Source organism: Streptomyces sp. NBC_01176, assembly GCF_045039825.1.
GTDB lineage: Bacteria > Actinomycetota > Actinomycetes > Streptomycetales > Streptomycetaceae > Streptomyces.
The window spans coordinates 9,026,623-9,045,768 of record NZ_CP108600.1; the positions used below are offsets into that span (position 1 = coordinate 9,026,623).

At 71.4% G+C, this 19,146-nt stretch carries 20 protein-coding genes and 1 pseudogene; 11 read left to right on the forward strand and 10 right to left on the reverse strand.

Annotation, left to right across the window (positions count from 1 at the left end; translation table 11 throughout):
* Positions 1-106: 106 nt before the first annotated feature.
* Complete coding sequence (locus OG199_RS39280) at positions 107-334, reverse strand: DUF5133 domain-containing protein (RefSeq protein WP_356800775.1); 228 nt, start codon at positions 332-334, stop codon at positions 107-109.
* 206 nt (positions 335-540) lie between these two features.
* Here OG199_RS39280 and OG199_RS39285 point away from each other — a divergent pair.
* A pseudogene (locus OG199_RS39285) lies at positions 541-1,061 on the forward strand (DinB family protein).
* A 7-nt stretch (positions 1,062-1,068) separates the two neighbouring features.
* Here the strand turns inward: OG199_RS39285 and OG199_RS39290 are convergent.
* Positions 1,069-1,848, reverse strand: coding sequence for a class I SAM-dependent methyltransferase (locus OG199_RS39290; RefSeq protein WP_356800776.1), 780 nt, complete (start codon positions 1,846-1,848; stop codon positions 1,069-1,071).
* Between the two features lie 112 nt (positions 1,849-1,960).
* Between OG199_RS39290 and OG199_RS39295 the strand changes: the two genes are divergently transcribed.
* Positions 1,961-2,434 carry a helix-turn-helix domain-containing protein gene (locus OG199_RS39295; protein ID WP_405833639.1) on the forward strand — a complete coding sequence of 158 codons (474 nt, stop codon included), beginning with the start codon at positions 1,961-1,963 and terminating at the stop codon, positions 2,432-2,434.
* Positions 2,435-2,462: 28 nt separating this feature from the next.
* Here the strand turns inward: OG199_RS39295 and OG199_RS39300 are convergent, their stop codons facing one another.
* From OG199_RS39300 to OG199_RS39310, 3 genes are all read right to left on the reverse strand, one after another.
* Positions 2,463-3,065 carry an ATP-dependent Clp protease proteolytic subunit gene (locus tag OG199_RS39300; protein ID WP_356800778.1) on the reverse strand — a complete coding sequence of 201 codons (603 nt, stop codon included), beginning with the start codon at positions 3,063-3,065 and terminating at the stop codon, positions 2,463-2,465.
* Between the two features lies 1 nt (position 3,066).
* A complete protein-coding gene (locus OG199_RS39305; protein WP_401803734.1) occupies positions 3,067-3,720 on the reverse strand; it encodes an ATP-dependent Clp protease proteolytic subunit in 654 nt (217 codons plus the stop codon).
* A 70-nt stretch (positions 3,721-3,790) separates the two neighbouring features.
* A complete protein-coding gene (locus OG199_RS39310) occupies positions 3,791-5,017 on the reverse strand; it encodes an epoxide hydrolase family protein (RefSeq protein ID WP_405833642.1) in 1,227 nt (408 codons plus the stop codon).
* A gap of 226 nt (positions 5,018-5,243) precedes the next feature.
* On the opposite strand from OG199_RS39310, the gene OG199_RS39315 reads away from it, so the two are divergent.
* Entirely contained in the window at positions 5,244-5,726 is a 483-nt protein-coding gene (locus OG199_RS39315; protein ID WP_356800781.1) for a VOC family protein, read from the forward strand.
* 39 nt (positions 5,727-5,765) lie between these two features.
* Here the strand turns inward: OG199_RS39315 and OG199_RS39320 are convergent, their stop codons facing one another.
* Entirely contained in the window at positions 5,766-7,529 is a 1,764-nt protein-coding gene (locus OG199_RS39320; RefSeq protein ID WP_401803729.1) for an ABC transporter ATP-binding protein, read from the reverse strand.
* A gap of 266 nt (positions 7,530-7,795) precedes the next feature.
* Here OG199_RS39320 and OG199_RS39325 point away from each other — a divergent pair, with 266 nt between their 5' ends.
* Positions 7,796-8,191, forward strand: coding sequence for a nitroreductase/quinone reductase family protein (locus OG199_RS39325; protein WP_401803726.1), 396 nt, complete (start codon positions 7,796-7,798; stop codon positions 8,189-8,191).
* 130 nt (positions 8,192-8,321) lie between these two features.
* Here the strand turns inward: OG199_RS39325 and OG199_RS39330 are convergent, their stop codons facing one another.
* Positions 8,322-9,338, reverse strand: coding sequence for a zinc-binding alcohol dehydrogenase family protein (locus OG199_RS39330; RefSeq protein ID WP_405834808.1), 1,017 nt, complete (start codon positions 9,336-9,338; stop codon positions 8,322-8,324).
* 168 nt (positions 9,339-9,506) lie between these two features.
* On the opposite strand from OG199_RS39330, the gene OG199_RS39335 reads away from it, so the two are divergent.
* The gene (locus OG199_RS39335) at positions 9,507-10,304 is read left to right on the forward strand and encodes a VOC family protein (protein ID WP_356804248.1); all 798 of its coding nucleotides are present in this window, start codon (positions 9,507-9,509) and stop codon (positions 10,302-10,304) included.
* Between the two features lie 92 nt (positions 10,305-10,396).
* A complete protein-coding gene (locus OG199_RS39340) occupies positions 10,397-10,939 on the forward strand; it encodes a hypothetical protein (RefSeq protein ID WP_401803723.1) in 543 nt (180 codons plus the stop codon).
* On the opposite strand, the gene OG199_RS39345 is transcribed toward OG199_RS39340, so the two are convergent.
* Positions 10,883-11,707: a LysR family transcriptional regulator gene (locus OG199_RS39345; RefSeq protein WP_405833645.1), complete on the reverse strand. Its 825-nt coding sequence runs from the start codon at positions 11,705-11,707 to the stop codon at positions 10,883-10,885. The genes OG199_RS39340 and OG199_RS39345 overlap by 57 nt on opposite strands.
* 135 nt (positions 11,708-11,842) lie before the next feature.
* On the opposite strand from OG199_RS39345, the gene OG199_RS39350 reads away from it, so the two are divergent.
* From OG199_RS39350 to OG199_RS39365, 4 genes are all read left to right on the forward strand, one after another.
* The gene (locus OG199_RS39350; protein WP_405833647.1) at positions 11,843-12,562 is read left to right on the forward strand and encodes an SDR family oxidoreductase; all 720 of its coding nucleotides are present in this window, start codon (positions 11,843-11,845) and stop codon (positions 12,560-12,562) included.
* A gap of 420 nt (positions 12,563-12,982) precedes the next feature.
* Positions 12,983-13,870: a glycoside hydrolase family 19 protein gene (locus tag OG199_RS39355; protein ID WP_401803717.1), complete on the forward strand. Its 888-nt coding sequence runs from the start codon at positions 12,983-12,985 to the stop codon at positions 13,868-13,870.
* Positions 13,871-14,237: 367 nt separating this feature from the next.
* Positions 14,238-15,254, forward strand: coding sequence for a helix-turn-helix domain-containing protein (locus tag OG199_RS39360; RefSeq protein WP_405833649.1), 1,017 nt, complete (start codon positions 14,238-14,240; stop codon positions 15,252-15,254).
* A 19-nt stretch (positions 15,255-15,273) separates the two neighbouring features.
* Positions 15,274-15,999 carry a ribonuclease H gene (locus OG199_RS39365; RefSeq protein WP_405833651.1) on the forward strand — a complete coding sequence of 242 codons (726 nt, stop codon included), beginning with the start codon at positions 15,274-15,276 and terminating at the stop codon, positions 15,997-15,999.
* Positions 16,000-16,276: 277 nt separating this feature from the next.
* On the opposite strand, the gene OG199_RS39370 is transcribed toward OG199_RS39365, so the two are convergent.
* Together OG199_RS39370 and OG199_RS39375 are read right to left on the reverse strand one after the other, a co-directional pair.
* Complete coding sequence (locus OG199_RS39370) at positions 16,277-17,101, reverse strand: tyrosinase MelC2 (protein WP_356800313.1); 825 nt, start codon at positions 17,099-17,101, stop codon at positions 16,277-16,279.
* 77 nt (positions 17,102-17,178) lie between these two features.
* On the reverse strand, positions 17,179-17,553 hold the full coding sequence (locus OG199_RS39375) for an apotyrosinase chaperone MelC1 (protein ID WP_356800312.1): 375 nt from the start codon (positions 17,551-17,553) through the stop codon (positions 17,179-17,181).
* Positions 17,554-17,899: 346 nt separating this feature from the next.
* Here OG199_RS39375 and OG199_RS39380 point away from each other — a divergent pair, with 346 nt between their 5' ends.
* On the forward strand, positions 17,900-19,102 hold the full coding sequence (locus OG199_RS39380; RefSeq protein ID WP_401803714.1) for an FAD-dependent monooxygenase: 1,203 nt from the start codon (positions 17,900-17,902) through the stop codon (positions 19,100-19,102).
* Positions 19,103-19,146 lie beyond the last annotated feature (44 nt).

Here is a 19,146-nt window from a genome sequence, read left to right on the forward strand (position 1 = left end):
CGGGTCCGCTCGCGCGAGCGGCCGGGACGAGGAGGAGTCGACGCCCTCGGGACGCAGGGCGTCGACTCCTTCCCCCTCGCGTTCGCGTCGCCGGGGGGAGCCGTGGTCAGCCGGTCAGTACGGAGTCGTCGGCGGTCCGGGCTCCCGGCAGCCGGTGGCGGGCCGCGACCAGTGCGGCGTCGACGTCCTTCGTACCGGTCGAGACACAGAGCGTGTAGGCCAGGTCGTCCATGCGTCGGCGGACCTCCGCGCCGCCGTTCTCGGCGTGGAGTGTGCGCAGGGTGACGTACTGCTCGACGAGATTGCGCAGAACCACGGGGTGGGCCATCAGCACGGTGTCCTCCGGACGGGTGGGCCGAAATGTCGGTGAGTTTCCGTCGTCGGCTACCCCCTCCCCCCGGGCGTAGTCGACCCGAGTCCGAGGACCGGAAATCCGGTGACGGATGCCGGGCCGGCGGGGCGATGCTCTTGGGCATGGCCGATACCGCCGCTGCACAGTCCGGGAGCACCCGACCCGATCGGAGCTTCGGCTGGTGGGACATGTTCGTCCACCCCGACGACGATCCACGCACCGACGGCGGATTCGTCGGGGAGCGGGACACCCTCGTCGGGTATCTCCGCGACCAGCGGCTGACGTTGGAGATGAAGTGCGCCGGTCTGGACGCCGCGGCGATGGCCCGGCGCTCGGTCGGGCCGTCGAACCTCTCCCTGCTCGGCCTCGTGCGCCACCACGCCGGGGTCGAACAGACGTGGTTCCGGCGGGTGATGGCCGGTCAGGACGTGCCCCGGCACCACCGGTCGGAGGACGACCCGAACGGCGACTTCGACGGCGCGGTGCCCGATGCCGACGTGGTGGCCGAGGCCTGGGCCCCTGGCGCTCCGAGGTGGCCTTCGCCGAACAATTCGTCGACGAGGCCCGCGACTTCGACGTCACCGAGGCGAACGGCGACGAACCGATCTGGCTCCGCGAGGTCCTGGTGCACATGATCGAGGAGTACGCCCGGCACAGCGGCCACGCGGACTTCCTGCGCGAACGGATCGACGGCAAGGTCGGCCAGTGAGCGTCCGTCAGTCGTCCCCGTCCGACTCCCGCCGCGTCAGCAGGAGTTCGTGCAGGTAGCGCTTGGTGACCGACCCCGCGTGGCGCGTCTCGACCAGTTCCGCCACGCACCGCAGCAGACCCCGGCGCGCGGGCGCGTCCAGCGCGCGGTGCCCCGAGTAGGTCAGCAGTACGTCGAGGTACTCCCGCGTCGAGTAGGTGATCTCCTGCGCGAAGCGGTACGAGGTGACCCGGCCCCACCGCTCCAGCTCAGCCGTGTCCGTGGCGACGTCCGCCTCGTCCGACGCCCGCAGTCCGGGCGGGGTGGCCGGGTCCCAGCGCTCGTAGCACGCCTGGGCCTGGGCGAAGAAGTCGGTGCTGCCGCCCGCGACATGGTGCGTGGTGACCAGCGCGAGGACTCCGTCCGGGCCGAGCGCGTCCCCAGCCCTGGCCACCCGTACCGCGGGGTCGAGCCAGTGGAACGCCGTGGCGCACACCACGAGGTCGAAGGGCTCGCGCGGCAGTGGCCACCGCTCGAACTCCGCCACCTCCACCCGCGCCCGGGGGAAGCCGCGGAGGTTGCGCCGGGCCACCGCCGCGAGCGCGGGCCCCAGCTCCACGGCCGTCACGTCGCATCCCAGCCGCGCCAGCGGCACGGTGAGCTGCCCCGTGCCCGGCCCGATCTCCAGGACCCGCACACCGGGCCCGAGGCCCACCCGCCCGGCCAGCTCGTCCACCAGCGCGGCGGGATAGCGGGGGCGGGCCCGGTCGTACAGCTCCGCCGCCTCGTCGAACCTGTCCCGCAGCACCGTCGCACACCTCCACCGGTCAGGCGCCCACCCTAAGGGCTCACGGTCCGATTCCCCCGAGAGCGGAATGCCGATCCCTTCCCGTGCGGCCTGGGACTCCTAGGCTGGGAGGGTGAGCAACCACGCGTCGAACGAAGCCCGTGTCATCCCGCTGCGCCCGGCCACCGCACCGGATCAGGCCACCCGTCGGCCGCCGGGGGCCGGCGCCCCCGCGGACCACACGCCGCGGCGGACCCTTCCGGCCCTCACGCCCCGGCCGACGCCTCCCGCCTCCGGACGCAGGGAGCCGCTGTGGCGCGACCTCGTGGGTGACGTCCTGCGCCGGGAGCGGCTGGCGCAGGAGCGCACACTCAAGGACGTGGCCGACGCGGCCCGGATCTCGATGCCGTACCTCTCCGAGCTGGAGCGGGGCCGCAAGGAGGCTTCGTCCGAAGTCCTCGCGGCCGCCGCCCGCGCCCTCGGCCTCGGTCTCACCGACCTGCTCTCGCGGGCGCAGGAGGAGCTCACCCGTCCGGCCCAGGTGCGCCCGGGCCGCCGCCACACCCCGTCGTCCTCGCGCCACGACGGCCTGTGCCTGGCCGCCTGACGCGCGACGACGCTCGCGGCGGGCCGGCTCAGACCGCCGCGAGCCGCCGGCTCAGCACCTCGTCGGCCATGCCGTACGCCACCGCCTCCCGCGCCGTGAAGACCTTGTCGCGGTCCATGTCCGCGCGCAGCGCCGCGACGTCGTGGTGCGTGTGCCGGGACAGGACCTCCTCGACCTGGGAGCGGATCCGGAGCATCTCCTTGGCCTGGAGCGCGAGGTCCGAGACGGTGCCCTGGCGGCCGCCGCTCGCGGGCTGGCCGAGCAGCACCCGCGCGTGCTCCAGCACGAACCGCCGCCCCGGATCGCCCGCGGCCAGCAGCACCGCGGCGGTGGAGGCCGCCTGCCCGACGCAGAAGGTCGAGATGGGCGCCTGGACGAACGTCATCGTGTCGTAGATCGCCATCAGTGAAGTGAACGAACCACCGGGCGAGTTGATGTAGAGCGCGATCTCGCTCTCCGGGCTCGACGACTCCAGATGGAGGAGTTGGGCGATGACGACATTGGCGACCCCGTCGTCGATCTCGGTGCCGAGGAAGATGATCCGCTCCGAGAGCAGCCGGCTGAAGACGTCGTAGGACCGCTCACCCTGCGGGGTGCGCTCGACGACGTTCGGAATCGTGTACGTACCCATGTCAGAGCCCCATCCGTCGCCGCGACGCGGCCGGGCGGACGTCGTCGAGCGACTCCACCACCCGGTCCACCATGCCGTACTCCCGGGCCTGTTCGGCCGTGAACCAGCGGTCGCGGTCGCCGTCCCGGGAGATCGTCTCCACGCTCTGGCCGGTGTGCTCCGCGGTGATCCGCTCGATCGCGCTCTTCGTGAACTCCAGGTTCTGTGCCTGGATCTCGATGTCGGCGGTGGTGCCGCCGATGCCCGCCGACGGCTGGTGCATCATGATCCGCGCGTTGGGGAGCGCGTAGCGCTTGCCGCGCGTGCCCACGCTGAGCAGGAACTGCCCCATGCTCGCGGCGAACCCCATGGCGAGCGTCGACACGTCGTTCGGGACCAGCCGCATGGTGTCGTAGATCGCGAGGCCCGCGGTCACCGATCCGCCCGGACTGTTGATGTACAGGCTGATGTCGGTACGCGGGTCCTCGGCGGACAGGACGAGCAGCTGGGCGCAGACCCGGTTCGCGGAGACCTCGTCGACCTGGGTGCCGAGCAGGACGATCCGCTGCGCGAGCAGCTGCGCCGACAGATGGTCGTCGAAGCGCGTCGGCGGGGTGTCGCCCTCCTCGGCGCGCGGTGCGCGCGACGGGTGCAGGCCGTTGACGAATGCGGTCATCGGTTCCTCCTCGTGGTGGTGCGGCAGGTGGTGCCGCGCTCTCCACCATCGGACCGGAGGCCCGCCCGGGTCAGCTTTCTCGGCCCCCGGCAGATTCGCTGTGGGCAGAGGCGCGCAGCGACCTGAAGAAGGCCCGGACGTCGTCGACCAGGAGCCCCGGTTCCTCGGCCGCGGCGAAATGGCCGCCCCGGTCGAACTCCGTCCACCGCACGATGTTGTTCGTGCGCTCCGCGAGGTGCCGCAGCGGTACGAAGGACTCGTGCGGGAAGACCGCCAGCGCGGTCGGCACGGTCGAGATGCCGGGCTGGGCGCCCTGGTAGTCCGCGTGCGCTCGCTCGTAGTAGATGCGGGCCGAGGAGCCGGCCGTGCCGGTGAGCCAGTACAGCATCACGTTCGTCAGCATCAGGTCCCGGTCGACGGCCTCCTCCGGGCGGTCCTCGGCATCCGTCCACTGCCTGAACTTCTCGACGATCCAGGCGAGTTGGCCGACCGGTGAATCCGTGAGCGCGTAGCCGAGGGTCTGCGGGCGGGTCGACTGGATCTCGGCGTACCCGACTTCGTCCCGGCGCCATTCCTGGGTCCGCCGCCACGAGGTCAGGGTGCGCTCGCGCTCCTCGGGACTCAGCGCTGCCAGTTCCCCGTCGGTCGGTTCGGTGTGCGCGGACGAGCCGGGCAGCAGATTCAGATGGACGCCGGTGAGCCGCTCGGGGAAGGCCCGGCCCAGCTCACGGGAGATGGCGCCGCCCCAGTCGCCGCCCTGGGCGCCGAACCGCGGGTAGCCGAGCCGCGTCATCAGCTCCGCGAACGCGGCGGCCACCCGCTGGAACTCCCAGCCGGTCTCCCGGGTCGGCCCCGAGAGTCCGAATCCGGGAATGCTCGGCACGACCAGATGGAACGCGTCGGCCGGATCCCCGCCGTGCGCGCGCGGATCGGTCAACGGGCCGACGACGTCGGTGAACTCGACGATCGAGCCGGGCCAGCCGTGCGTCATGATCAGGGGGGTCGCCGACGGTTCCGGCGAGCGGATGTGCGCGAAGTGGATCCGCGCGCCGTCGATCTCCGTCGTGAACTGCGGCCACGCGTTCAGCCGGTTCTGCGCCGCCCACCAGTCGTAGGTGTGCCGCCAGTACCGTACGAGCTCCCGCAGATACTCCCCGGGCACGCCGTACGCCCAGCCGACCCCGGGCAGTTCGTCGGGCCAGCGGATGCGGTCGAGGCGCTGATGCAGGTCGTCGAGGTCGCTCTGCGGGAAGTCGACGGTGAACGGTTCGATATGGGGGGCGTCTGAAGAGGTCATGTCCGCGCATGCTAACGCCGGGCCGCCCGAGCACGCCGTTGGATTTCGCCCGGCGCGCCGCCGCTCCCGGGGCCGCGGACGACCGCGCCACCGCCGTACGGGGGACGCGTCGGCGCGCGCCCGACGGTTCTCCGTACGCCGGCCGGTCGGTGCGTGCCGCCGATGAGTTTTGCGGCGACGATCGGTCTGCACAGACGACCGATGTTCCCCGTTCGAGGAGGTACGGATGTCCGCCGAGGGATTCACCACGTGTCTGTGGTTCGACGGCCAGGCCGAAGAGGCCGCCCACTACTACGTATCGATCTTCAAGAACTCCCGGCTCGGCAGGATCGGCCGCTACACCGAGGCCGGCCCGGGGCCGGCCGGTTCCGTGCTGGTGGCCGAGTTCGTGGCCAACGGCCAGCGGTTCGTCGCACTGAACGGAGGCCCGCAGTTCACGTTCGACGAGGCGATCTCGTTCCAGATCCACTGCGACGACCAGGAAGAGGTGGACCACTACTGGAACAGGTTCATCGACGACGGCGGCGAGGCCGGACCCTGCGGCTGGGTCAAGGACAAGTACGGCCTGTCCTGGCAGGTCGTCCCCTCCCGGCTCATCGACCTGATGGGCGACCCGGACCCCGAGAAGGCCGCCCGCACGACCCAGGCGATGCTGCGGATGTCCAAGCTGGACATCGCCGCCCTGGAGAAGGCGTACGCGGGGGAGTAGCCCACAAGTGCCACGGGCGGCCCGCTCCTCCCCCGGGGATCAGGCGGGCCGACCGCTGTGCAGGGCCGTGTACGCGCCCTCCCGGCGCAGCAGTTCCTCGTGCGAGCCGACCTCCCGGACGAGACCGTCGTCCATCACCACGATGCGGTCGGCACCCCGGATGGTGGAGAGCCGGTGCGCCACGACGAACGTGGTGCGGCCGCGCAACAGTCGGCCCAGCGCCTCCTGGACCAGGGCTTCCGACCGTGTGTCCAGCGCCGAGGTGGCTTCGTCGAGGATGAGCACCCGGGGGTCGCGGATCAGCGCCCGCGCGATGGCGAGCCGCTGCCGCTGCCCTCCGGACAGCCGTGCCCCGTGCTCGCCGACCACCGTGTCGAGGCCCTGCGGCAGCCGGTCCACGAACTCCAGGGCGTTGGCGTCCCGCAGCGCCCGGCGCACCGCGGCGTCCCCGGCGTCGTCCATGCCGTACGCCACGTTCTCCCGCACCGTGCCGTCGAACAGGATCGACTCCTGCGGTACGACCGAGACGAAACGCCGGTAGGTGCGCAGGTCCAGGGTGTTCATGTCGGCCCCGTCGAGCAGCAGCCGGCCCGACGTGGGGCGGATGAAGCCGATGACGAGGTTGAGCACGGTGGACTTCCCGGCACCCGACGCGCCGACGAGTGCGATCGTCTCGCCGGGGGAGACGGTCAGGGTGAAGTCCCGCACGGCCGCCCGGCCCCCGTCGTACGCGTGGCCCACACCCTCGAAGGTGACGGCCCCGCGCACCGAGGTGACCTCCGTCCTGCCCTCGTTGTCCTCCAGTTCGGGAGCCTGGAGCACCTCTCCGACCGAGCGCACGGACTCCAGACCGCGGGTGATGACCGGCGCGAGGCTCGCCAGCGTCGTGGTGGAGTTGGTGAGCGTGGTCAGGAAGGCGCTGAGCATGACGACGTCACCGGCGGTGACCCCCCAGTAGCCGTAGTACGACACCAGGGCGGCGCCGGTCAGCAGAAGCACGCCGACCACATTGAGGAACACCCAGGCCAGGGAGGCGAACCGGCCGTTGAGGAGGTCGAGGCGGAGCCCGGACCTGAGCACCTGGCGCAGGGTGCCGTCCATCCGGCGCAGCGCCTTGCCCTCCAGTCCGTGTGCCCGGGTGACCGGGATGAGCCGGGTCATCTCGGTCACCCGGGACGACAGTTGCTCGACCTCGAGCCGGAAGTGCTCGTTGTGCGAGCGCAGCCGGGTCCGCAGCCTGGTCACGAGCAGCGCCGCGACCGGTACCACGCACAGGAAGACCGGCACGAACTCGGGTGTGCGGACGGCGATGACGACCATGCCGCCCGTGAGCACGGTGAGTGCCCCGAGCCCGGTCTCGGCGGTCTGCTGCACCATCTGCTCGACGGTCTCCACGTCACGGATGACCTTGGCCTGCAGCACGCCCGCGCTGACGCGCGAGTGATAGCCGATGGACAGCTGCTGCATCCGGGTGCACAGCGCGGAGCGCAGGTCGGTGCCCATGCGGCGCACGCTGCCGTGGAGGAGGCGTACGTAGAGCAGGTGCAGGGGGATGTTGACCAGCAGGATGACCAGGATGGCGCCGGCGCTGAGCCAGATCCCGCCGACCGGCCGGTGCTGGACGACGGTGTCGATGACGGACGCCGTGATCAGCGGCAGCAGCCAGACGGGACTGTGCTTGACCGTGAAGACCAGGAACGCCACGGCGAGGTGCCGGCGGTCGGCGCGGAACAGATAGGCGAGGGTGCGGATCGGGTGCTCGTCCTGGTAGCGGTGGTCGAGCGGCTTCTCGGACGACGCCATCGGCGGTGGTCCTCCCCAGTGGCCGGATACAGGGCGAGCGCTTTCTTCCCGTCCCGTACCGGAGTACACCCGGTCCAGGTCTTCGCCCGGGGCGGTACGACGGGGCACGGCGAGGTCCGCGGACGCGCCGAACGGGGCCCGACGAAGGGCGAGTTCGAGGCACCGCCACCTCAACGGCCTGGTCGGCACGGAATGCGGACGACAGCCGTGAGACGGTTGCCGGACCACCCGGAACCGTGACCGGCACCGCACAGGAGAGGCCACACATGTCCCGCAATCCCGAGCTGAAGTACCGGACGGTCACCACGTTCCAGCGGTGGATCGGCAATCCGCTGCTGCGACGGCTGCCGGTCCAGACCCTGCTGGAGACCACGGGGCGCACCTCGGGGCTGCCGCGCCGGACACCGGTCGGCGGGCGCCTGACGGGGCGGGAGTTCTGGTTCGTCAGCGAGTACGGCGAGCGGTCGCAGTACGTACGGAACATCAAGGCGGATCCACGGGTGCGGATCCGGGTCAGGGGCCGGTGGTACTCCGGCGTCGCCCACCTGATGCCCGAGGACGACGCCCGTGCGCGCCTCAGGAGTCTGCCCCGGTTCAACAGCGCGGCGGTGCGCGCGATGGGCGCGGGACTGATGACGGTACGGGTCGACGTCACCGGTTGAAGCCGGTGGACCTGCCTGCCGGTTGAGGCCGGTGGACCTCGTCGGAGGAGGACGCCGGAACGCGGCCGGACCGCATGCTGTGGCGGAACGAGGCCGGCCCGGATGCTCCGTGGCGAACCGGCCCGGATGCTCAGTGGCGCGCCGGCAGGTCGTTCACCAGGACGGCCGCCCCGTCGAAGCGGCCCGCCTTGAGGTCCCGCAGGGCCCGCTGCGCCTCGGACAGCGGGTAGGTGTGCGTCGTGGCACGGACCCCGTGTCGGGCCGCGATCTCCAGAAAGCCGCGCCCGTCCTCGCGGGTGTTGGAGGTGACGCTGCGCAGTTCCTTCTCGTAGAACAGCTCGCTCTCGTAGTGCAGCGGCGGGGTGTCGCTCAGATGGATCCCGGCGACCGCCAGGATCCCGCCCCGGTCGAGCGCGCGCAGGGCGACCGGGACCAGGTCGCCGACGGGCGCGAACAGGATCGCGCCGTCCAGCGGCTCGGGCGGCTCGTCGTACCCGCCGCGGGCGGAGGCGGCCCCGAGTTCGAGCGCGAGCCGCCGGGCGGCGGGGTCACGGGTCAGTACGTGCACGGTGGCGCCCTGCGCGAGGGCCACCTGAGCGCACAGGTGGGCGCTGCCGCCGAAGCCGTACAGTCCGAGCCGCCCGCCCGGCGGCAGCGCGGTCCGCAGCAGAGCGCGGTGGCCGATGATGCCGGCGCACAGCAGCGGTGCCGACGCGACGTCGTCCGTGCCGTCGGGCAGCCGGTACGCGAAGGCCGCCGGCACGGTCGTGTACTCCGCGTAGCCGCCGTCGGCGTCCCAGCCGGTGTACTCCGAGGCCGGGCAGAGGTTCTCGGCCCCTCGCGCGCAGTACCCGCAGGTGCCGTCCGTACGGCGCAGCCAGGCGACGCCCACCCGGTCGCCGGTCGTGAAACCGCGCACGTCCTCGCCCGTCGTCGCCACCACGCCGACCACCTCGTGGCCGGGTGTCACGCGGGGCCGGCGCACCGGCAGGTCGCCCTCGCTGACGTGCAGGTCGGTGCGGCACACCCCGCAGGCCCGGACGTGCACGAGGAGCTCGTCGGACCGGGGCACCGGCACCGGCCGTTCCACGAAGCGCAGCGGTTCCCGCTCGATCGGCCCGGGGCGGGCCACTTCCCACGCGTGCATCATCACGTGTTCCGTCCCCTCGACGACCACCCGAGTGCCCTCTCCAGTGTGGTCCACGCGGCCTCGCCCGGCGCGCGGCGGGCGAGGAGCCTGGCTAGCGTGGCAGGGGGGTGCAGAGCGTGGGAGACGTGCCCCCGGAACCCGCCGCACCAGGAAGAGTGGAACGCCATGGCCGTACAGCCCGAGGGAACGCCCTGTTGGGCGGACGCGATGTTCAGTGATGTCGAGGGAGCGAAGAGTTTCTACGGTGACGTGCTCGGCTGGACGTTCGGCGAGTCGTCCTCGGAGTACGGCAACTACACGCAGGCCTACGCGAACGGCAAGGCGGTGGCCGCCGTCGTCCCGCCGATGCCCGGCCAGGAGGGGCAGTCCGCCTGGTGCCTCTACCTCGCCTCGCCGGACGTGGACGCCACCGCCGCGAAGATCCGCTCGCACGGGGGCGAGGTCCTGATGGACCCGATGAAGGTCGGCGACTTCGGTTCGATGCTGATCGCCCGTGACCCGGCCGGCGCGGTCTTCGGAGTGTGGCAGGGCGGCCGCCACGAGGGCTTCGAGGCGCGCGCCGTGCCCGGCGCCTACTGCTGGGCCGAGATCTTCACCCGCGAGCCGGAGAGGACGGACGCCTTCTTCCCGGCCGTCTTCGGCTACCACGCGAAGCAACTGGACGACTCCGCGATCGACTTCAGGCTCTACGACCTCGGCCAGGACCCGGTCCTGGGCAGGATGAGGATGACGGACGACTTCCCGCCCGAGGTGCCGTCGTACGTGAACGTCTACTTCACCGTCGACGACTGCGACGCGGCCGTCGCGAAGGCGACCGGGCGCGGCGCGATCCTCCGCTTCGGGCCGATGAGCAGCCCGTTCGGCCGGTTCGCCGCGCTGAGCGACCCACAGGGCGCGGCCTTCTCCGTGATCGACGTCAAGACGACCGAGGGTTCGATGCCGGGGGCGACCGAGGTGTCCTGAGGCCGGACGGGCGGGGGAGCCGGGACGCGCGAGGGGCCGGCCTCGCCGTCACCCGGCGGAACCGATCTTCCGCCGGCACTGTCTGGGCAGGCATGGCGAGTCTTCTGTTCCTGTTCCTGGCCTTCGCGCCGATGCTGGCGCCCTGTGTGTTCCTGGCCGCCGCCGTGGCGCTCGCCCGACGGGCCCACCAGCGGCTACCGGGCAGCGGGTGGCACCTGCCGAGCGTCTCGACGTGCGCGCTGGTCGCGGTCATGGCCGGCGCGGCGGCGTGCGGCGCGTACGCGTGGGGCGTGATGTCGGGCTTCTACATCCTGGACCCGGACCAGATGTGCGCGGCGAAGGGCGTACCGGGCGATCACATCGTGACGCGGGAGGCGCTGCCGGTCAGCGCGCAGTGCGTGACGTCGGGCGGCGTGGGGACCGAACTGGTGCCGGGCTGGGTGAATCCCGTGATCTTCCTGGGGATCATCCTGTTCGTGGCCGCCCTGGTGACAGGAGTCCTCGGGGGAGTGCGCCGCCGCCGTACGCCTGCGGCGGAGCAGTTCGTCGTGCCCCTCGGCGCACCGGCGTCGGAACGCTCAGCCACCGAGTGGAGAGGCCGCCGCGACCTCGGCGAACGCCGCGATCAGGGGTGAGCGACGGCCGGACTCCCAGGCCAGCAGCACCTGATCGGGCTCGGCGTCCGGTACGGGTACGTAGGTGATGTCCGGCCGTGAGTACTGCTCGGCGACCGAGTGCGGGACCAGCGTGATACCGGTCCCGGCGGCGACGGACTCGAACTTCTCCTCGATGGTGCGGATGGGTACGTCCCCGGGCCGCGGGTCGGAGTAGCGCAGCCAGGTCTCGTGGTCGAGGTCGGCGAGGGAGAGTTCCTGCTTGCCGGCGAGCCGGTGGCCCTCCGGCAGCATCGCCACCCTGGGCTCGGTGTACAGCGGCAGCAGCGTCAGGCCCTCCTCCCGGATCGGCCGGCGGACATAGGCGAGGTCGACCGAACCGTCCAGGATCAGCCGCTCCTGGTCGTCCCATTCCACACGGCGCGCCTTGACCTCGACCTCCGGGTGCCGGGCACCGAAGGCACGCAGTGCCCGGGTGACGACGATCCCGGCGCGGAAACCGACGACCAGGCGGCTGGGGCCGCGGGACGCCAGGTGCGCCCGCCGCCGGGCGGCATCGGCGGACGCGAGCAACAGGCGTGCGTCGTCGAGGAGTTGGACTCCCGCCCGGGTCAACGTCACCGTGTGGCTGTCCCGGACGAACAGCTTGGCGTCCACGTCCTTCTCCAGCGCCCGGATCTGACGGCTGAGCACCGGCTGGGAGATGTGCAGCCGCTCAGCGGCGCGTCCGAAGTGCAGCAGCTCCGCGACCGTCACGAAGTACCGGACCTTGCGCAGGTCGAGGTCCATGGCCGCCCCTTTCGTCGTACGAGCCCGCCGACGGCGATGCCTCCAGGGTATCGCCGACACCGAAAGAGGTCTTGGACGGCCGTGGGGAGGTGGGCGCAGGCTGGATCACATCGGATCAACGTGAAGGGACACGTCATGGACCTGCGAGGACAGCGCGTCGTCGTCATCGGCGGTACCGCCGGCATCGGGTTCTCGGTCGCCGCGGCGAGCGCGCGGGAAGGCGCCGCGGTGGTCGTCGCCTCGCGGCGGCAGGAGAGCGTGGACGCGGCACTGGAGCGGCTGCCGGAGGGTGCCGAGGGGCACACCCTCGACGCCACCGACGAGGACGCGCTGCGTGCCTACTTCGAGGGGGTCGGGGCATTCGACCACCTCGTCTACACGGCCGGCGAGTCCCTGCTGATGGGGAGTCTCGCGGAGGCCGACCTCGGGCGGGCCCGGCGCTTTCTGGACACGCGTTTTTGGGGCGCCTACGCGGCGGTGAAGTACGGCGCCGCCTCCGTGCGGCCGGGTGGTTCGGTGGTGCTGACCACGGGGACCGCGGGGCGGCGCCCCCTGCCGGGCACGAGCGTGGCGGCGAGTCTGTGCGGCGCGATGGAATCGCTGACGCGGGCTCTCGCCCTGGAGCTGGCACCGGTCCGGGTGAACGCGGTCTCGCCCGGCGTGGTCCGCACCGAGCTCTGGCGTGACCTGGCCGAAGAGGAACGGGACGGACTGTTCCGGTCCTCCGCCGAGTCTCTTCCGGTGGGCCGGGTGGGCACTCCGGAGGACGTCGCGGAGGCGTACCTGTACCTGATGCGCGGCGGCTACAGCACGGGATCCGTCGTGGTCGTGGACGGCGGTGGCGTCCTGGTCTGAACCGTGCGCGGCCCGGCCGTGGGGACGGTCGGGCCGCGGCTTCTCGGGTGGCTGAAGAGGCCGGCGCAGATGTTCCGGCCGCGCCCCGGCGCCGGTGTTCCGGCCGAGCGCGGCATCGGCGTTCGGGCCGAGCGCGGCATCGGCGTTCGGGCCGAGCGCGGCGCCGGTGTCGACGACCCCGCGTCCCGGGCGGCGGACGCGGCCGCCAACTTCCCCGCAGCTCACGGCACTTCCGCGCCAACGTTGTCAGATCCGACTGGTCTACACCCTTGACTGGTACAGACCAAAGCGGTTGAGTGTGGCCCCACCACACCCCCCACCGTGGCCGTCCCGGATGCCGTGACCGACCCCCTCGGCGCGTGCGCACAAGGCTCCGGCCTTGTCTCCGGTGCGGCCTGGCACCGCAAAGGAACTGATCCCTTGTCGAAGCGCCGCCTCTCCGCCCTGCTGGCCGCGATCGTGGTCGGAACCGCCGCACCGGTACTGATCCCGGCAGCCGGTGCGTCCGCCGCGTCCTGTTCGAGCTATCCGAACTGGGTGGCCGGCACGTCGTACGTCACCGGCAACATCGTCCGCTACACCGACGGCAAGGCCTACATCGCCGAGCACGACAACCCGGGCTACGACCCCGTCATCAGCACCTGGTACTGGGAGCCGTACGCCTGTGACGGCGGCTCCACGAACCCCTCCGGCTTCGTCGTGAGCGAGGCGCAGTTCAACCAGATGTTCCCGAACCGGAACTCCTTCTACACCTACAACGGCCTCAAGGCCGCCCTGAGTGCCTACCCGGGCTTCGCCAACACCGGGAGCGACACCGTCAAGAAGCAGGAGGCCGCGGCCTTCCTCGCCAACGTCAACCACGAGACCGGCGGGCTGGTCTACGTGGTGGAACAGAACACCGCCAACTACCCCCACTACTGCGACTGGAGCCAGCCCTACGGCTGCCCGGCCGGTCAGTCCGCCTACTACGGCCGCGGCCCGATCCAGCTCAGCTGGAACTTCAACTACAAGGCCGCGGGCGACGCGTTGGGGATCGATCTGCTCAACAATCCCAATCTCGTCCAGACCGACTCCTCCGTCGCCTGGAAGACGGGACTCTGGTACTGGAACACGCAGTCGGGCCCCGGCACGATGACGCCGCACAACGCGATGGTCAACAGTGCTGGATTCGGCCAGACCATCCGGAGCATCAACGGTTCCCTGGAGTGCGACGGCAGGAACCCCGCGCAGGTGCAGAGCCGTGTGGACGCCTACCAGCGGTTCGTACAGATCCTGGGCACCTCGGCGGGCGCCAACCTGTACTGCTGACCGACACCCCCGGGTCCGGCCGGCCGCCCTCGTTGACCTCGTCGTCGCGGGCGCGGCCGGCCCTCGGCGTTGCGGGGTGACACCGCAGGTCAGCGACCGGTGTCACCCCGGGCGCCGCGCTGCCCGAGCGGTTTCGTGGTCCCCCTCGCCCTCGCGCGGCCGTGACGCTCGTTCACACCTGGCGGGCTGCACGCCCGGCGTCGCGAGCCCCCGGCCCGCCGCGGAGAGAATGACGCGTTCTTTCCGGGGGCGGGCCGGTCCCCTTCGCCCGGGGGCAACCATGCGCATGCGGTATTCGTCCCCCCTTGTGGCTGTGCACGTCCGGGCGGCCGAACCCCCCACAGGCATGGCGAGCGAAAGAGACCGCATGCTCCGTATTCACTTCACGTCGTACGACCTCCAGAACATCCGAGTGGCCCGTCAACCCGATCCCCTGTGGGAACTGATGTGCAGCGTGTGCCGGCTGGAGGCCGGCCAGGGACCGCTGGAATTCGGACACTGGCGCCGCTCCGTCTCCCAGCGGTTCGCGGGTGACTCGACCGTCGGCCGCGCACTCCGCCCGTTACGGGCCCTGATTCCCTCGACCGGCTACATTCCGGACTTCCTCACCCCTCCGGTCACCGGTGGCGGACTGTCCGCCGGCCTCGACCAACTGCTGCGCACCCCGCGCGTGCAACTGGTCCGTGAGATGACCCGGCTGGCCGAGTCCCGCCCCCTGCCGACCTGGGCCGCCTCGCTGGGCCGCCCGGGCGGCGACGCCCTCAAGTCGCTCGCGAACGCCCTGGGCATCTACTTCCGTGGCCTGCTCGAACCGCACTGGCCGCACATCCGCTCGGCGGTGGGAAACGATGTCGGGGTGCGCTCCCGCGCCCTGCTCGACGGCGGCACCCAGGCGCTGCTCGAGGGTCTGCGTCCGATGGCGCGCTGGAACGCGCCCGTGCTCGAGGTGAACTACCCGATCGAACGCGACCTGTATCTGGAGGGCCGCGGACTGCTTCTCGTCCCGTCCTACTTCTGCTGGCGCCGGCCCACCGCCCTGGCGGACCCCGGTCTCGATCCCGTCCTCGTCTACCCGGTGGCGAAGACACCCCTCGCCCTCGCGGACGGCACGGACGAAGGGGTGGAACGCCTGCTGGGCCGCACCCGCGCCGCCGTCCTGACCGAGGTCGCCGGACAGAGCGCCCGCACCACCTCCGAGGTCGCCGAGGCCGTGGGGATCGCGCTGCCCAGCGCCAGCTACCAGATCGGCGTACTGCGCGACGGGGGTCTCGTGGCCAGCCACCGCGACGGCAAGTACGTCCTGCACACGGCCACCCTGATGGGCCTGCGGCTGCTCGGCAACAGCCCGCGGATCCGGCCGAGGGAGCTGCGCCCCGTGCGGTGAGCGGTCGCCGGGGCGTGGCATGATCGGGGCCATGCTTGAACGCGTTGTGGCCGCCTGTGACGGGGCTTCGAAGGGAAACCCGGGACCGGCCGGATGGGCGTGGGTCGTCGCCGACCACGAGGAGACGCCGACCCGCTGGGAGGCCGGTCCGCTGGGCAAGGCGACGAACAACGTCGCCGAACTCACCGCACTGGAGCGTCTGTTGACGGCGATGGCGCCGGAGGTCCCGCTCGAGATCCGGATGGACTCGCAGTACGCGATGAAGGCCGTCACGACGTGGCTGCCCGGCTGGAAGCGCAAGGGATGGAAGACGGCCTCCGGCAAGCCGGTCGCCAACCAGGAACTCGTCGCGCGCATCGACGAACTCCTCGACGGCCGGACCGTGGAGTTCCGCTACGTGCCCGCCCACCAGGTCGACGGTGACCGGCTGAACGACTTCGCCGACCGGGCCGCGAGCCAGGCCGCCGTCGTCCAGCAGCCCGCGGGCAGCGACCTCGGGTCTCCGGAGCCGCCGGCGTCTCCCGACACCCCCGCCTCGGGCGCCGTCCGTCGCCGCGCTCCCGCCAAGACGCCCCGGCAGGGCGCGTCGGCCGCGCGGCAGGGCGCGTCGGCCCGCACGATCAAGGCCAAGTTCCCCGGACGCTGCGTCTGCGGCCGCTCGTACGCGGCGGGTGAGTCCATCGCCAAGAACGGCCAGGGCTGGGGGCACCCCGAGTGCCGTACGCCCGAGACGAGCGACGTCTAGAGCGACGTCTGGTACGCCGCCAGGGCTCCACGACTCCACGGCGTCAGGGCTTCTGGGCGTACGGTGACACGCTGACCGTCGTAGGGGACCGGACGGAACCGAATCGGACCGGACCGGACCGGAGCGAGCGGCGTTTGCGCGGCGCGCGAGACGGGCGTTGCGCACGACGGGTGACGCGCGGGACGGGCGATGCGGTGGCCCCGTCGTGCCAGGGGCCACCGCACCGTGCCCGGCGTCGGCAGGGGAGTGCCTCGGCCGGGAGCGCCGGTGTCTCGGGTCAGGCGACGTCGAACGTGTAGAACGCGGTGTGATCCAGCAGGTCCGAGGGCCGTACGTCGTTCCAGGGCTTCATCGTCTCGCCGAGGTCGACCACGTCGGGCGTCCCGGAGAGCGGCAGGTAACCGGAGTCGGGGTGGCGGTGCTGCCAGTCGGCCCAGAGCTTGTCTATGTAGGCGTGGTGGAGCCAGAACACCGGGTCGTTGGGGGAGACGCCGGTGGCCATCTGGCCGCCGACCCAGACGTGCACCCGGTTGTGGAGGTTGACGCCGCGCCAGCCCTCGAGGTGGTTGCGGAAGCCGTCCGAGGCACTGTTCCACGGCGCCATGTCGTACGTGGCCATCCCGAGGACGGACTCCACCTCCGCACGGGTCGGCAGCTCCCGGACGCCGCTGCCGAGCGAACGCCTCAGGTACGTACGGCTGTCGACGCGCACACCGATCGTCCAGTTGCCGGCGGAGGCCGCGAAGGGACCGTCCATCACCCGGCCGTCCAGGCTGCGGCCGGTGCCGCCGAGGAAGTCCGGGGCCCACAGGGAGGAGCGGGGCGAACGGTCGGTGCTCCAGTCCCAGTACGGCAGGGCGACCGAGGCGTCCACGGACTGCAGGGCCCGTTCGAACTCCAGCAGGAATCTGCGGTGCCAGGGAAGGAACGACGGTGAACGGTGACCTGTCCGTTCACCGTTGTCCGTGTCGCCCATGATGAAGGCGTTGTGCGTGGTGACGAAGGCGTCGTACCGGCCACTGCGCTTGAGCTGGAGGAGCGCGTCGACGAAACGCCGCTTCTCGTCGGCGGAGAGGTTCGCCTGGTTCTTGCGTACGGTCATGTGCGGGACTCCACGGTCTGCTGTGCGGTGCTGACGTGCTGTTGGCGTCGCTGTTCGCGGGTGCGGTGCGGATGCGGTCAGGCGAGGGGGACGAGAGGCGCCCCTTGCAACTCCACGACCGCGGCGCGGGCCGCGGCACGCGGGGTGGCCACCGGGTCGTAGTGGCTGACGACGCTGATCCAGCTGCCGTCCGCGTTCTGCATCACGTGCAGTTCCATCCCGTCGATGAACACGCCGTACCCGGCGCCGTGATGGTGGCCGCCGCCACCGGCACGGCCTTCGATCCGGCGGCCCCGGTAGACCTCGTCGAAGGGTTCGGGCCCGTCGTGGTGTCCGGCGGTGGACGCCGAGGCCGAGGCCGTGGCCGAGGTGGCGGTGAGTGCCTGGCCACCGGCCACGGCGGCGAGGGCGGCCGCGGCCCCGAGCGCACGGCGACGAGTGAGTTCCGGCATGCGGATTCCTCCTGGGATCAGCTCCGTTGATGACCCGACATGCCTATCGGTTCGTAGGAGAGGCGGAGAAATCGCCGAATGTCGGTTGGCTGCGATCCGGACAATTGCTGAGATGTCGTCCACGGTTGAACGAAGATGATCTTGCGGTCGAGGCTCCTGTGATCGACCGGAAGCCGGAATTCCTCCTGTTGGCCCGTGCGCCGTCGACGATCTTCCCGGGTTGACGCGGGTCGAGTGGCGCGGCTCACCCCCTCAAGCTGGCGTGAACCGTGAGACGGGCGCCCTCGGCGGCCCCTGCTACTCTTCGTGTTCAATTGACCGCTCTGTGTGACATATGGGAGTGCGCGTGAAGATCGCGTGCGTCGGCGGCGGACCGGCCGGCCTCTACTTCTCGATCCTGATGAAACGCCAGGACCCGTCCCACGACATCACCGTCCACGAACGCAACCCGGCCGGATCGACCTACGGCTGGGGGGTGACGTACTGGGCGGCCCTGCTCGACAAGCTCCACGAGGGTGACCCCGAGTCCGCGCGCGCCGTCCGGGCGAACTCGGTCCGCTGGAGCGACGGGGTCGCCCACATCGGCGGCGAGACGACGGTGCACCACGGCGACGAGGGGTTCGGGATCGGCCGCCGACTGATGCTGGACCTGCTCGCGGAGCGTGCGCGGTCCCTGGGGGTGCGCATCGAGTACGAGCACGAGATCACCGCCGACCGGATGCCCGAGGCCGATCTCGTCGTCGCCTGCGACGGGGTCAACAGCGCGCTGCGCGAGGCCCATGCCGACCACTTCGGCAGCGACGTCACCCTCGGCCGCAACACGTACATCTGGCTCGGCACCACCAAGGTCTTCGACTCCTTCACCTTCGCCTTCGTGGAGACGGAGCACGGCTGGATCTGGTGCTACGCCTACCGGTTCGGCGAGGACCTCAGCACCTGCGTCGTCGAGTGCTCACCGGAGACCTGGACCGGCCTCGGTCTCGACCGGACCGGGGAGGCCGACGGTCTGGCCCTGCTGGAGAAGATCTTCGCCGACCTCCTCGACGGGCACGGCCTGATCGGGCGGGAGCACGCCGACGGCAGTGCCCAGTGGCTGCACTTCCGCACCCTGACCAACCGCACCTGGCATCGCGGCAACCTCGTCCTGCTCGGCGACGCCGCCCACACCACGCACTATTCGATCGGCGCCGGCACCACGCTCGCGCTGGAGGACGCCATCTCCCTGGCCGGAGCCCTGGGCGAGCAACGGGACCTGTCCGTCGCCCTGAGCCGGTACGAACAGGAGCGGAGGTCCGCGCTCCTGTCGGTCCAGAGCGCCGCCCGGCACAGCGCCCAGTGGTACGAGAACCTGCCGCGGTACGTCCGCCTGCCGGCGGCGCAGATGTTCGCCCTGCTCGGCCAGCGGCACTCTCCGCTGCTCCCGTACGTCCCGCCTCAGCTGTACTACCGGATCGACCGCGCGGCCGGGCGGCTGGAGGCGCTGCGCCGTTTCAAACGCTGGCTGGGACCGCGCGTGGCGCGCACGGTGCAGGCCCGCTCGCGCCGGTAGCCGCCCGCCGGGAGACGGGCGCGCGTTGAGTGAATAGTGATTCA

What these genes read in the sequence shown, in the direction of transcription:
- OG199_RS39345 (WP_405833645.1), bottom strand. Translation starts at nt 11,707, where the DNA reads ATGGACCTCGACCTGCGCAAGGTCCGGTACTTCGTGACGGTCGCGGAG.
- OG199_RS39315 (WP_356800781.1), top strand. Translation starts at nt 5,244, where the DNA reads ATGTCCGCCGAGGGATTCACCACGTGTCTGTGGTTCGACGGCCAGGCC.
- OG199_RS39335 (WP_356804248.1), top strand. Translation starts at nt 9,507, where the DNA reads ATGGCCGTACAGCCCGAGGGAACGCCCTGTTGGGCGGACGCGATGTTC.
- OG199_RS39320 (WP_401803729.1), bottom strand. Translation starts at nt 7,529, where the DNA reads ATGGCGTCGTCCGAGAAGCCGCTCGACCACCGCTACCAGGACGAGCAC.
- OG199_RS39325 (WP_401803726.1), top strand. Translation starts at nt 7,796, where the DNA reads ATGTCCCGCAATCCCGAGCTGAAGTACCGGACGGTCACCACGTTCCAG.
- OG199_RS39305 (WP_401803734.1), bottom strand. Translation starts at nt 3,720, where the DNA reads ATGACCGCATTCGTCAACGGCCTGCACCCGTCGCGCGCACCGCGCGCC.
- OG199_RS39330 (WP_405834808.1), bottom strand. Translation starts at nt 9,338, where the DNA reads ATGCACGCGTGGGAAGTGGCCCGCCCCGGGCCGATCGAGCGGGAACCG.
- OG199_RS39350 (WP_405833647.1), top strand. Translation starts at nt 11,843, where the DNA reads ATGGACCTGCGAGGACAGCGCGTCGTCGTCATCGGCGGTACCGCCGGC.
- OG199_RS39375 (WP_356800312.1), bottom strand. Translation starts at nt 17,553, where the DNA reads ATGCCGGAACTCACTCGTCGCCGTGCGCTCGGGGCCGCGGCCGCCCTC.
- OG199_RS39340 (WP_401803723.1), top strand. Translation starts at nt 10,397, where the DNA reads ATGGCGAGTCTTCTGTTCCTGTTCCTGGCCTTCGCGCCGATGCTGGCG.
- OG199_RS39360 (WP_405833649.1), top strand. Translation starts at nt 14,238, where the DNA reads ATGCTCCGTATTCACTTCACGTCGTACGACCTCCAGAACATCCGAGTG.
- OG199_RS39370 (WP_356800313.1), bottom strand. Translation starts at nt 17,101, where the DNA reads ATGACCGTACGCAAGAACCAGGCGAACCTCTCCGCCGACGAGAAGCGG.
- OG199_RS39365 (WP_405833651.1), top strand. Translation starts at nt 15,274, where the DNA reads ATGATCGGGGCCATGCTTGAACGCGTTGTGGCCGCCTGTGACGGGGCT.
- OG199_RS39300 (WP_356800778.1), bottom strand. Translation starts at nt 3,065, where the DNA reads ATGGGTACGTACACGATTCCGAACGTCGTCGAGCGCACCCCGCAGGGT.
- OG199_RS39310 (WP_405833642.1), bottom strand. Translation starts at nt 5,017, where the DNA reads ATGACCTCTTCAGACGCCCCCCATATCGAACCGTTCACCGTCGACTTC.